Here is a 12,099-nt window from a genome sequence, read left to right on the forward strand (position 1 = left end):
CGGGGCCGCCGCACGGCGGGCCGCTTCGGCGGCCCTTCGGGCCGTGCGGCGGCCGTGTTCGCCGGGTGAGCGGGGCCGTCGCGGGACAGGATGGGGGCATGGGATTCCATGTCGATTCCGAGACCGGGCGGCTGCGCCGCGTCATACTCCACCGGCCAGATCTGGAGCTGAAACGGCTCACGCCCGGCAACAAGGACGCGTTGCTCTTCGACGACGTCCTGTGGGTGCGCCGGGCCAGACAGGAGCACGACGGCTTCGCGGACGTGCTCCGCGACCGCGGGGTGGAGGTGCACCTCTTCGGTGATCTGCTGCGCGAGGCGCTGGAGATCGCGCAGGCCCGGGCCCTCGTGCTCGACCGGGTCTTCGACGAGAAGGAGTACGGGCCGCTCGCCACGGATCATCTGCGGGCGGCCTTCGAGGAACTGCCCGCCGCCGAGCTGGCGGAGGCGCTGGTCGGCGGGATGACGAAGCGGGAGTTCCTGGAGCGGCATCCGGAGCCGACGTCGGTGCGCTTCCACGCGATGGACCTGGACGACTTCCTGCTCGGCCCGCTGCCGAACCACCTGTTCACCCGGGACACCTCCGCCTGGATCTACGACGGCGTCTCGATCAACGCGATGCGCTGGCCGGCCCGGCAGCGCGAGACGGTGCACTTCGAGGCGATCTACCGCCACCATCCGCTGTTCAAGGGGCCCGACGCCGGCCCGTTCAACATCTGGTCGCGCGGGCAGAGCGACTATCCCTCGACCATCGAGGGCGGTGACGTCCTGGTGATCGGGAACGGCGCCGTGCTGATCGGGATGAGCGAGCGGACCACCCCGCAGGCCGTGGAGATGCTGGCCAGGGGGCTGTTCGCGGCGGGTTCGGCGAAGACCATCGTGGCGCTCGACATGCCGAAGCGGCGGGCGTTCATGCACCTCGACACGGTGATGACGATGGTCGACGGCGAGACCTTCACCCAGTACGCGGGCCTCGGCATGCTCCGCTCGTACACGATCGAGCCGGGCGCCGGCGAGCAGGAGCTCAAGGTCACCGACCATCCGCCGGAGCACATGCACCGTGCGATCGCGGCGGCCCTCGGCCTCGACCGGATCCGGGTGCTCACCGCGACGCAGGACGTGCACTCGGCGCAGCGTGAGCAGTGGGACGACGGCTGCAACGTCCTCGCGGTGGAGCCGGGCGTGGTGGTGGCGTACGAGCGCAATGTCACGACCAACACGCATCTGCGCAAGGAGGGCATCGAGGTGATCGAGATCCGGGGCAGTGAGCTGGGCCGGGGGAGGGGAGGCCCGCGGTGCATGAGCTGTCCGGTCGAACGCGATGCCGTATAGTGATGCACCCTTACGTATAGACTTCCAGTGTTGACTGGACGTCGTCGCTCACCGGACGCCGTCCCCGCCGTCCCCTATCCGCCCCAGGAGCAGCCACCATGGCGATAGACCTCGCAGGCCGCCACTTCGTCAAGGAGCTGGACTTCACTGCCGAGGAGTTCCTCGCGCTCGTCGCGCTCGCCGCCGAACTCAAGGCCGCGAAGAAGGCGGGTGCCGAGGTCCAGCGGCTGCGCGGGCGCAACATCGCGCTGATCTTCGAGAAGTCGTCGACGCGTACCCGCTGTGCCTTCGAGGTGGCGGCCGCGGACCAGGGGGCGTCGACGACGTACATCGACCCGGCCGGTTCGCACATCGGCAAGAAGGAGTCCGCGCGCGATACGGCCCGGGTCCTGGGGCGGATGTTCGACGCGATCGAGTTCCGGGGCGACGACCAGGAGATCGTCGAGACCCTCGCCGCGCACGCGGGCGTGCCGGTCTACAACGGCCTGACCGACGACTGGCATCCCACCCAGATGCTCGCCGACGTGCTGACCGTGACCGAGCACAGCGACAAGCCGCTGGGCGAGGTCGCGTTCGCCTATCTGGGGGACGCCCGCTTCAACATGGGCAACTCCTACCTGGTCATCGGTGCCCTGCTCGGCATGGACATCCGGATCGTGGCGCCCAGGGCGTACTGGCCGGCCGCGGAGGTCGTGGCGCAGGCGCGCGAGGCGGCCGCGGCGAGCGGCGCCCGCATCACCCTGACCGAGTCCGTCGAGGAGGGGGTGGCGGGAGCGGACTTCGTCGCCACCGACGTCTGGGTCTCGATGGGGGAGCCCGAGGAGATCTGGGCCGAGCGCATCAAGGCGCTCGCGCCGTACGCGGTGACCATGGACGTGCTGCGCGCCACCGGCAACCGGAACGTCAAGTTCCTCCACTGCCTGCCCGCCTTCCACGACCTGGGCACCCAGGTCGGCCGGGACATCCACGAGCGGTACGGCCTGGCCGAGCTGGAAGTGAGCGACGAGGTCTTCGAGTCGGCGCACTCGGTCGTCTTCGACGAGGCGGAGAACCGGATGCACACCATCAAGGCGGTCATGGTGGCCACGCTCGGGTGCGGCGCCACTGCCGTCGGATAGGAATGCGCTCGATTGGGTGCACATGCGGCGGGGTGGCTACTATGTCGCTTCTTGGTGGGGTCCGGGCTCGCACGCCCGGACCCCGCTTCTTTGTGCGCGGCCCCTGTCGGCCGCGGCGTACCACCAGGAATGAGAACCACCTCATGCGGCGCCCCCACCCCGCCTCCCGCCCCGCCCCCCAGCTGCGGATCAAACCGCCGCGGCAGCTGATCGCCGAATCCGGCGCCGACCTCGAAGGCCATGGCCTGCGCCGCACGATGGGGCTCTTCCAGCTCGTGTGCTTCGGCGTCGGCGCGATCGTGGGCACGGGCATCTTCGTCGGGCTCTCCGACAGCGTCGCCAAGGCGGGGCCCGCCGTGGTCCTGTCCTTCGCGCTCGCCGCCGTCACCTGCGTCTTCACCGCGTTCTCCTTCGCCGAGCTGGGCGGCGCGATCCCGGTCTCCGGCTCCTCCTACTCCTTCGCGTACGCCACGCTCGGCGAGCGCACCGCGTTCCTGGTCGGCTGGTGCCTGCTCCTGGAGTACGGCGTCTCGGTGTCGGCGGTCGCGGTCGGCTGGAGCCAGTACCTCAACGAGCTCCTGAACAGCCTCGTCGGATGGCAGCTGCCGGACGCGCTCTCGGCGGGCCCCGGCGACGGCGGAGTGGTCAACCTGCCGGCCGTCGTCGTCATCCTGCTCGCCGCGACCCTGCTGGTCCGGGGCGTGCGGGAGAGCGCGCGGGCCACCGCCGCGATGGCCGTGCTCAAGATCGGGATTCTGCTGCTGTTCCTGGCGATCGCCTTCACGGCGTTCGAGGCCGGTCACCTCTCGCCGTTCGCGACCCACGGCGCCGGCGGGGTCACCGCGGGCGCCTCGCTGGCGTTCTTCTCGTACATCGGTTTCGACGCGATCACCACGGCCGGCGAGGAAGTGAAGAACCCGCGCAAGAACGTGCCGATAGCGATCATGATCTGCATCGGTCTGGTCACCCTGCTCTACTGCGCGGTCGCCGTGGCCGCGATCGGCGGGCTGGGCGCGGACGCGGTCGGCGACAAGCCCGCCGCGCTCTCGCTGATCGTCAACCAGGTCACCGACTCCACGGTCGGCGGCGGCGTCATCGCGTTCGGCGCGGTCGTCGCCATCGCCTCCGTGGTGCTCGCCGTGATGTACGGGCAGACCCGCATCCTGATGTCGATGTCCCGCGACGGCCTGGTCCCGCGCGTGTTCGAGCGGGTCTCGCCGAAGACCGCGACACCGGCCGCCAACACGTGGATCGTCGCGCTGGTCTTCGCGGTCCCGGCGGCGTTCGCCTCCCTGGACGCGGTGGTCAACCTGACCACCATCGGCACGCTCGCCGTCATGGCCGTGGTCAACATCGCGGTCGTCGCGCTGCGCCGCAGCGAACCGGAGCTGAAGCGCTCGTTCCGGGTGCCGCTGTATCCCGCGAGCCCGATCCTGGGCGTCGGCTTCTGTCTGTACCTGATGTACGGCACCGGCTGGGCGACCTGGCTGCAGTTCGCCGCCTTCCTGGTGGTCGGCTCGCTGGTGTACGCCTGCTACGGCCGCAGCCGCTCGCGCCTGGTCGCTCCGGCGGCGCCGGGGGCGTGACCCGGACCGCGCCGGCCCGGCCGCCCCGGGCGCGTCAGCGCGGCCGGCTCGGCAGGGTGAACCAGACCGCCTTGCCGTGCGCGGTGGGGCGGTGGCCGCAGGCCGAACTCAGGGTGCGGATGAGGAGCAGGCCGCGGCCGTGCTCCTGCCAGGGGTCGGGCGGGCCGCCCGCACCGGGGACCGAGAGATCGCCCGGCGGCAGCGGCGAGGCGTCGTGCACCTCGACCTGGCAGCCCGAGGCGAGCAGTTCCACCACCAGCTCGATCGGCGCCTCGCCCGTGGTGTGCTCGACCGCGTTGGCGACCAGCTCGGCGGTGAGCAGCTCGGCCGTGTCGCTGTCGGCGGGCGCGTCGATGTCCGCGAGCGCGGTACGCACCAGGGCGCGGGCGATCGGCACGGCGGCCGTGGTGTGGGGGAGGGGGATGCGCCACACGGAAGGTGCGGCGTTCCGGTCGGGGCCGGAGGGCTTCGGCAAGGCGACTGTTCCGTTCGGGGCGCGAGAGGGCGTCGGGTTGCGTGGGGTCGTCCTGCTTTCAACCTTACGAAGCCGGGTCGCGGGACAGTAGGGGACCCCGTCCGGAGCGGGCGGGGCCCTGGGGCACCGGCGTGCGGGACCTTGGGCCCGGGGCGGGCGCGGCGTGCTTATCGCGTACTCGTGACGACGGTCACGCATGAGTGATACCTTCGTCGGGCAGGCAGCGAAAGCAGTGGCGGCACCTGCCGCCCCGCCGTAGGAGGCCGCCCGGATGAGCCCCTTTCCCAGCTCCGCATCGCCCACCGAGGACTGGCGCCATCTGCGCCTGACGGTGTCCGACTCGGTCGCCACCGTCACCCTGGCCCGGCCGGAGAAGCTCAACGCGCTGACCTTCGGCGCCTACGCCGACCTGCGTGACCTGCTCGCCGAGCTGTCCCGGGAGCGTTCGGTGCGCGCCCTGGTCCTGGGGGGCGAGGGGCGCGGCTTCTGCTCGGGCGGCGACGTGGACAACATCATCGGCGCCACCCTCGCGATGAACACCGCCGAACTCCTCGACTTCAACCGCATGACGGGCCAGGTGGTACGGGCGATCCGCGAGTGCCCCTTCCCCGTGGTCGCGGCGCTGCACGGCGTCGCCGCGGGTGCGGGCGCGGTGCTCGCGCTCGCCGCCGACTTCCGCATCGCCGACCCCACGGCCCGCTTCGCGTTCCTCTTCACGAAGGTGGGCCTGTCGGGCGGCGACATGGGGGCGGCCTATCTGCTGCCCCGGGTCGTCGGCCTCGGCCACGCCACCCGCCTGCTCATGCTCGGCGACCCGGTACGCGCCGCCGAGGCCGAACGGATCGGTCTGCTCAGCGAGTTGACCGAAGAGGGCCGCGCCGACGAGCGCGCCGCCGAACTCGCCCGCCGCCTCGCGGACGGCCCCGCCCTCGCCCACGCCCAGACCAAGGCGCTGCTCACCGCCGAACTCGACATGCCGCTCGCGGCCTCCGTGGAACTGGACGCCGCGACCCAGGCCCTGCTGATGAACGGCGAGGACTACGCCGAGTTCCACGCCGCCTTCACCGAGAAGCGGCCCCCGAAGTGGCAGGGGCGCTAGCGGTGCCGGCCCGCGACGCCGGGCGCGCCCCGCTCAGCATCGCCGTGATCGGCGGCGGCCCCGGCGGGCTGTACGCCGCGGCGCTGCTCAAGCGGCTCGACCCGGACCGTTCGGTCACCCTGTGGGAGCGGGGCGCGCCCGACGACACCTTCGGCTTCGGCGTGGTGCTCTCCGACGAGACCCTCGGCGGCATCGAGCACGCCGACCCCGCCGTCTACCGTGCATTGCGCGCGGAGTTCGTCCGCTGGGACGACATCGACATCGTGCACCGGGGCCGCACGCTCACCTCCGGCGGGCACGGCTTCGCCGCCCTCGGCCGGCGCCGGCTCCTGGAGATCCTGCACGAGCGCTGCCACGAGCTCGGCGTCGATCTGCGCTTTCGCGCCGAGGCGCCGCCCGCCGCCGAACTCGCCGCCGCCCACGACCTGGTGATCGCCGCCGACGGGGTGCACAGCCTCACCCGCGAGGCGCACGCCGCGCACTTCGCGCCACGGATCACCAGGCACCGCTGCCGCTACATCTGGCTCGCCGCCGACTTCGCCTTCGACGCCTTCCGCTTCGAGATCGCCGAGACCGAGCACGGCGTGATGCAGCTGCACGGCTACCCCTACGCCGCCGGCGCCTCCACGGTCATCGTCGAGATGCGCGAAGAGGTGTGGGAGGCCGCCGGACTGGGCGCGCTCGACGAACGGGCCTCGGCCGAGCACTGCGCCAAGGTCTTCTCCGACGCCCTCGGCGGGCGGCCCCTGCGCGGCAACAACTCCTCGTGGACGGCCTTCCGCACGGTCGTCAACGAGCACTGGTCGTACGGCAATACGGTGCTGCTCGGCGACGCCGCGCACACCGCCCACTTCTCGATCGGCTCCGGCACCAAGCTCGCCGTCGAGGACGCCCTCGCGCTCGCCGCCTGCGTCGAGGAGCAGCCGGACCTCGCCGCGGCCCTCACCGCGTACGAGAGCGAGCGCCGGCCCGTCGTCGCCTCCACGCAGCGCGCCGCCGCCGCCAGCCTGCGCTGGTTCGAGGACCTCGCGCGCTATCTCGACCAGCCCGCCCGGCAGTTCGCCTTCAACCTCCTCACCCGCAGCCGCCGGGTCACCCACGACAACCTCCGCCTGCGCGACCCCGGGTTCACCGACGCCGTGGAGCGGGAGTTCGGCTGTGAGCCGGGCACCCCGCCCATGTTCACCCCCTTCCGGCTGCGCGGCCTGGAACTGAAGAACCGCGTGGTGGTCTCGCCCATGGACATGTACTCCGCGGTGGACGGCGTCCCCGGCGACTTCCACCTCGTGCACCTCGGCGCCCGCGCCCTCGGCGGCGCGGGCCTGGTCATGACGGAGATGGTGTGCGTCAGCCCCGAGGGCCGCATCACACCCGGCTGCACCGGCCTCTACACCCCCGAACAGGCCGCCTCCTGGCGGCGGATCGTGGACTTCGTCCACGAGCAGGCCCCGGGCACCGCCTTCGGCGTCCAGCTCGGCCACTCCGGCCGCAAGGGCTCGACCCGGCTGATGTGGGACGGCATGGACCAGCCGCTCGACACCGGCAACTGGCCCGTCGCCGCCGCCTCCCCGCTGCCGTACCTGCCCGGCGTCAGCCAGATCCCGCACGCCCTTGACCACGCGGAACTCGCGGGAATTCGCGCCCGGTTCACGGCCGCGGCGCGCCGGGCCGCCGACTGCGGCTTCGACCTCCTCGAACTGCACTGCGCCCACGGCTACTTGCTCTCCGGGTTCCTGTCCCCCCTCACCAACCAACGGACGGACGAGTACGGCGGTTCCCTCGCCGGACGCCTGCGCTTCCCCCTCGAAGTCTTCGACGCGGTGCGCGAGAGCTGGCCCGCCGAGCGGCCCATGACGGTGCGCCTGTCCGCCACCGACTGGGCCGAGGGCGGCACCACCGTCGAGGACGCCGTCGAGATCGCGCGCGCCTTCGCCGCACATGGCGCCGACGCCATCGACGTGTCCACCGGCCAGGTCGTCCCCGAGGAGCGCCCCGAATTCGGCCGCTCCTACCAGACCCCGTACGCCGACCGGATTCGCAACGCGCTGGCCGTTCCGGTCGTCGCGGTGGGGGCCATCTCGTCGTGGGACGACGTCAACTCCCTGCTCCTCGCGGGCCGCGCCGACCTGTGCGCCCTGGCCCGGCCGCACCTCTACGACCCGCACTGGACGCTGCACGCCGCCGCCGAGCAGGGCTACGCGGGCCCCGGCGCGAGCTGGCCGCTGCCCTACCGTGCGGGCAGCCGCACCCCGCCGACGGGCCGCACGGACGCCCCGCGGCCGCGCCTCAGCCTGAACTGACGCCCCGGCGGGAGGCCGTGTGCGCTACCCCCGGCCGGGCAGCGCACCGCGCACGAACGCACCGCCCGTCTCGCGCAGCAGCCCGTGCAGCGCGCCGAACACCTCCGCGGAGCGGGCGCCGGGCCAGCCGTGGGGCAGGAGCTCGCCGGGCAGGCCCGGGTCGGCGTACGGCAGCCTGCGCCAGGAGTCGAGGGCGAGCAGGTAGTCCCGGTAGGCGGCCTCGGCGTCGGCCCCGGCGCCCGCGGGGTCCGCGGCCGGGCGCGACTGCCAGGCGCGCAGCACCGGTTCGTGGCGGTCGAGGAAGTCCTCGTGCTGCTTGGCGAGCGCGGGCAGGTCCCACCAGCGGGCGACGGCCTCGGCGGTGGGCGCGAAGCCGAGGTGTTCGCCCTTGAACAGCTCGACGTACGGCGCGAGTTGGAGCCGCTCAAGGGTGTGCCGGGTCTCGTCGTACAGCCGGGCCGGGGCGAGCCACACGCCCGGCGCCGCGGTGCCGAAACCGAGCCCGGCCAGGCGCGAGCGCAGCACGTGCCGCTTGCTGCGCTCGGACTCCGGCACCGAGAACACCGCGAGCACCCAGCCGTCGCCCGCGCCCGGGGAGGGCGGTGCGTAGATGCGCCGGTCGCCGTCGTCCAGGAGCTGGCGGGCGTCGGCCGACAGGGCGTAGCCCGCCGCGCCCGCCGCGGTGGGCCGGGCTTCGAGGAGCCCGCGCCGTTTGAGCCGGGACACCGACGAGCGCACGGAGGGCGCGTCGACCCCGACCGCCGCGAGCAGCCGGATGAGTTCGGCCACCGCCAGGGAGCCGGAGGTCTCGCGCCCGTAGGCGCCGTACAGGGTCACGATCAGGGATCGGGGGGTGTGCTGCTCGGCCACGCGATCACTCTAGTTCCCGCAGCCGGAAGCGCTGGAGTTTGCCGGTGGGGGTACGCGGCAGCGCGTCCAGGAAGACGATCTCGCGCGGGCACTTGTAAGGCACGAGCTCCTGCTTGACGAAGTCGCGAAGGAGCTCCTTGGCGCTCTCGTCGCGCGCGGCGTCCGGCCCCAGCACGCAGTAGGCGACGGCCACTTGGCCGCGCCGTTCGTCGGGCCGCCCGACTACGGCGGCCTCCGTGACGAGGGGGTGACGCAGCAGGGCGTCCTCGACCTCGGGGCCCGCGATGTTGAACCCGGCGGAAATGATCATGTCGTCGGCCCGTGCCACGTACCGGAACCGGCCGTCGCCGTCACGCACATAGGTGTCACCGGTGATGTTCCAGCCGTCGCGGACGTAGACGCGCTGGCGCTCGTCGGCGAGGTAGCGGCAGCCGACCGGGCCGCGTACGGCGAGCAGCCCGGGCTCGCCGTCCGGCAGCGGCTGCCCCTGGGCGTCGACCACACGGGCCTGCCAGCCGGGGACGGGCCGCCCGGTGGTGCCGGGCCGGATGTCCTCGTCCGCCGCCGAGATGAAGATGTGCAGCAGTTCGGTGGCGCCGATCCCGTTGATGATGCGCAGCCCGGTCCGCTCCTGCCAGGCCTGCCAGGTCGCCGCGGGAAGGTTCTCGCCGGCCGACACACAGCGGCGCAGGGCGCTCAGGTCGTACGCGTCGAGCTCGTCCAGCATCGTGCGGTAGGCGGTCGGCGCGGTGAACAGGACGGACACCCGGTGTTCGGCGAGGGCGGGCAACAGCTGCCGGGGGCCTGCCTGTTCGAGCAGCAGCGCCGAGGCGCCGGCCCGCAGCGGGAAGACGACGAGACCGCCGAGCCCGAAGGTGAAGCCGAGCGGGGGGCTGCCCGTGAAGAGGTCGTCGGGCGTGGGTTTGAGCACCTGCGCCGCGAAGGTGTCGGCGATGGCGAGGACGTCCCGGTGGAAGTGCATACAGCCCTTGGGCCGTCCCGTCGTGCCGGAGGTGAACGCGATCAGGGCGACGTCGTCGGCCGAGGTGTCCACCGCCGCGAACCGCTCGGCGGGTGCGTCCTTGACCAGGTTCAGGAGGTCGCCGGGACCGTCGCCCCCGTACGCCGTGATGCTCAGGCCCGGCGCCTCGGCCCGCTCCAGGTCCGCCAGGACGCGGGCGTCGCACAGCGCGTGGCTGATCCGCGCGATGGAGCACATGACGCCCAGCTCGTGGGCGCGCTGTTGGGCCAGTACGGTGACGGCGACCGCCCCCGCCTTCATCACCGCGAGCCAGCACGCGGCCAGCCACGGTGTGGTGGGCCCGCGCAGCAGCACCCGGTTGCCGGGCACCACGCCGAGCTCCCCGGTCAGGACGTGGGCGATCCGGTCGGCCCGGTCGCGCAGTTCCCGGTACGTCCACACCTCGCCCTCGCCGGTGCGGAAGACGGGGCGGTCGGGGCCGAAGCGCTCGATCGTGGTGTCCAGGAGTTCGGCGCCGCAGTTGAGCCGCTCGGGGTAGTGCGGCCCCGGTGGCCCGAGGACCAGGCGCGGCCACTGGTCGGTGGGCGGCAGGTGGTCGCGGGGAAAGGTGTCGGCGTGCGCCGAGTTCTTCAGCTCCATACGGGATCGCCCCCTTGTCGCCTCTGGAGCGTATCGTTTGGATGACGACAGTCAACAGTTCGCGATAGGGCGGTCCCTGTCGTTGTCGCGGCCGAGTGGGAGAGTCGGAACCCGAGTCGGAAAGGGGTGGTCATGCCCGGATTCGCGCTGGCGCCGGACCAGCTGGAGTGGTGCGGGGAACTGCGGGTGCTGGCGGGGGCGCGGCTGCGCCCCCTTGCGGACAAGGGTGAGCCAGGCCGGGTGAACCGGCCACTCGTCGAGGCGCTCGGCGAGCACGGCCTGCTCGCCCGGCTCTTCGGCTCCGGCGCGCTCGATCTGTGCCTGCTGCGCGAGTCGCTGGCGTACGCGTGCACCGGGGCGGAGACCGCGCTCGCCCTCCAGGGCCTCGGCGCGCACCCGGTCGCCGCGTACGGGACGCCGGCGCAGCGCGAGCGCTGGCTGCCCGAGGTGACGGCGGGCCGCGCGGTCGCCGCGTTCGCGCTGAGCGAGCCGGACGCGGGCTCGGACGCGGCGGCGCTGCGCCTCGACGCCGGCCAGGACAAGGGGGGTTGGCGGCTGACCGGCGAGAAGTGCTGGATCTCCAACGCCCCCGGAGCCGACTTCTACACCGTCTTCGCCCGCACCACGCCGGACGCGGGCGCCCGCGGGGTCACCGCCTTCCTGGTCCCCGCCGACCGCCCCGGCCTCAGCGGCACCCCGCTGGACCTGCTCGCCCCGCACGCCATCGGCAGCCTCGCCTTCGACGGCGTGCCGGTGGGCCCGGACGACGTCCTGGGGGAGCGGGACCGGGGCTTCCGGGTCGCGATGAACACGCTGAACCTGTTCCGGCCCAGCGTCGGGGCGTTCGCCGTCGGCATGGCCCAGGCTGCGCTCGACGCCACCCTCGCCCACACCGCGCACCGCACCGCGTTCGGCGGCCCGCTCAAGGACCTCCAGACCGTCGCCCACCGGGTCGCCGACATGGCGACCCGCACCGAGGCCGCCCGGCTCCTGGTGTACGCGGCCGCCGAGGCCTACGACCGGGGGGACGCGGGCATCGCGCGCGGCTCGGCCATGGCGAAGCTGTTCGCCACCGAGGCGGCGCAGTACGTCGTGGACGCGGCCGTCCAGCTCCACGGCGCCCGCGCCCTGCAGCGCGGGCATCTGCTCGAACACCTCTACCGGGAGGTCCGCGCGCCCCGCATCTACGAGGGCGCCAGCGAAGTGCAGCGCACGATCATCGCGAAGGAGCTGTACCGGTGAGCCTGGACCGGGTGAACCCCGCCGCGCTGTCCCCGGCGACCGGCTTCAGCCACGCCGTCGTCGCCACGGGCTCGCGCGTGGTCTTCCTCGCCGGGCAGACCGCGCTCGACGGGGCCGGCAACGTGGTCGGCACCACGCTGACCGAGCAGTTCCGCACCGCGCTGACGAACCTCCTGGCGGCGCTGGCCGCGGCCGGCGGGACGCCGGCGGAGCTGGCCCGGGTCACCGTGTACGCGACGGACGTCGCCGACTACCGGGAGCGGGCCCGTGAACTGGGCGCGATCTGGCGGGAGTTGGCGGGCCGGGACTATCCGGCGATGGCGGTGATCGGCGCGGTGCGGCTGTGGGACAGCGAGGCCCTGGTCGAGCTGGACGGGTTCGCGGTCCTGGAGTAGGGCGGCGGTCCGAGGGGCGGGTCCCGCGGGTGCCTCCTGCGGGGGTGCCGGTCCGCGGGGCG

The 12,099-nt window shown here is 73.1% G+C and carries 10 protein-coding genes; 7 read left to right on the forward strand and 3 right to left on the reverse strand.

Going from position 1 to position 12,099, the window contains the following annotated elements; genetic code table 11:
• Positions 1-98 precede the first annotated feature (98 nt).
• The 3 genes from IE267_RS22245 (at position 99) to IE267_RS22255 (ending at position 4,035) form a co-directional block, all read left to right on the forward strand.
• Complete coding sequence (locus tag IE267_RS22245; RefSeq protein ID WP_189764415.1) at positions 99-1,331, forward strand: arginine deiminase; 1,233 nt, start codon at positions 99-101, stop codon at positions 1,329-1,331.
• Positions 1,332-1,429: 98 nt separating this feature from the next.
• Positions 1,430-2,449, forward strand: coding sequence for an ornithine carbamoyltransferase (gene argF / locus IE267_RS22250; RefSeq protein ID WP_189764416.1), 1,020 nt, complete (start codon positions 1,430-1,432; stop codon positions 2,447-2,449).
• Positions 2,450-2,592: 143 nt separating this feature from the next.
• The gene (locus IE267_RS22255; RefSeq protein WP_189764417.1) at positions 2,593-4,035 is read left to right on the forward strand and encodes an amino acid permease; all 1,443 of its coding nucleotides are present in this window, start codon (positions 2,593-2,595) and stop codon (positions 4,033-4,035) included.
• A 34-nt stretch (positions 4,036-4,069) separates the two neighbouring features.
• Here the strand turns inward: IE267_RS22255 and IE267_RS22260 are convergent, their stop codons facing one another.
• A complete protein-coding gene (locus IE267_RS22260) occupies positions 4,070-4,510 on the reverse strand; it encodes an ATP-binding protein (protein ID WP_167152764.1) in 441 nt (146 codons plus the stop codon).
• 271 nt (positions 4,511-4,781) lie between these two features.
• Between IE267_RS22260 and IE267_RS22265 the strand changes: the two genes are divergently transcribed.
• Complete coding sequence (locus IE267_RS22265; RefSeq protein WP_189764418.1) at positions 4,782-5,609, forward strand: enoyl-CoA hydratase family protein; 828 nt, start codon at positions 4,782-4,784, stop codon at positions 5,607-5,609.
• Positions 5,594-7,909 carry a bifunctional salicylyl-CoA 5-hydroxylase/oxidoreductase gene (locus IE267_RS22270; protein WP_189764419.1) on the forward strand — a complete coding sequence of 772 codons (2,316 nt, stop codon included), beginning with the start codon at positions 5,594-5,596 and terminating at the stop codon, positions 7,907-7,909. The genes IE267_RS22265 and IE267_RS22270 overlap by 16 nt, the downstream gene beginning before the upstream one ends.
• A gap of 24 nt (positions 7,910-7,933) precedes the next feature.
• Here IE267_RS22270 and IE267_RS22275 read toward each other — a convergent pair whose 3' ends face one another.
• Both IE267_RS22275 and IE267_RS22280 read right to left on the reverse strand, forming a co-directional pair.
• Complete coding sequence (locus IE267_RS22275; RefSeq protein ID WP_161255748.1) at positions 7,934-8,779, reverse strand: PaaX family transcriptional regulator; 846 nt, start codon at positions 8,777-8,779, stop codon at positions 7,934-7,936.
• A 4-nt stretch (positions 8,780-8,783) separates the two neighbouring features.
• The gene (locus tag IE267_RS22280; protein ID WP_189764420.1) at positions 8,784-10,400 is read right to left on the reverse strand and encodes an AMP-binding protein; all 1,617 of its coding nucleotides are present in this window, start codon (positions 10,398-10,400) and stop codon (positions 8,784-8,786) included.
• 132 nt (positions 10,401-10,532) lie between these two features.
• Here IE267_RS22280 and IE267_RS22285 point away from each other — a divergent pair, with 132 nt between their 5' ends.
• Together IE267_RS22285 and IE267_RS22290 are read left to right on the forward strand one after the other, a co-directional pair.
• Complete coding sequence (locus IE267_RS22285; protein ID WP_189764421.1) at positions 10,533-11,642, forward strand: acyl-CoA dehydrogenase family protein; 1,110 nt, start codon at positions 10,533-10,535, stop codon at positions 11,640-11,642.
• Positions 11,639-12,037 carry a RidA family protein gene (locus IE267_RS22290; protein WP_167152760.1) on the forward strand — a complete coding sequence of 133 codons (399 nt, stop codon included), beginning with the start codon at positions 11,639-11,641 and terminating at the stop codon, positions 12,035-12,037. The genes IE267_RS22285 and IE267_RS22290 overlap by 4 nt, the downstream gene beginning before the upstream one ends.
• Positions 12,038-12,099: the final 62 nt, after the last annotated feature.

This window comes from Streptomyces xanthochromogenes (genome assembly GCF_014650455.1).
Taxonomy (GTDB): Bacteria; Actinomycetota; Actinomycetes; order Streptomycetales; family Streptomycetaceae; genus Streptomyces; species Streptomyces xanthochromogenes.

Bases quoted from the DNA above. Each gene is read 5' to 3' on its own strand.
- IE267_RS22280 (WP_189764420.1), bottom strand. From the start codon at position 10,400: ATGGAGCTGAAGAACTCGGCGCACGCCGACACCTTTCCCCGCGACCAC.
- IE267_RS22255 (WP_189764417.1), top strand. From the start codon at position 2,593: ATGCGGCGCCCCCACCCCGCCTCCCGCCCCGCCCCCCAGCTGCGGATC.
- IE267_RS22265 (WP_189764418.1), top strand. From the start codon at position 4,782: ATGAGCCCCTTTCCCAGCTCCGCATCGCCCACCGAGGACTGGCGCCAT.
- IE267_RS22245 (WP_189764415.1), top strand. From the start codon at position 99: ATGGGATTCCATGTCGATTCCGAGACCGGGCGGCTGCGCCGCGTCATA.
- argF (WP_189764416.1), top strand. From the start codon at position 1,430: ATGGCGATAGACCTCGCAGGCCGCCACTTCGTCAAGGAGCTGGACTTC.
- IE267_RS22285 (WP_189764421.1), top strand. From the start codon at position 10,533: ATGCCCGGATTCGCGCTGGCGCCGGACCAGCTGGAGTGGTGCGGGGAA.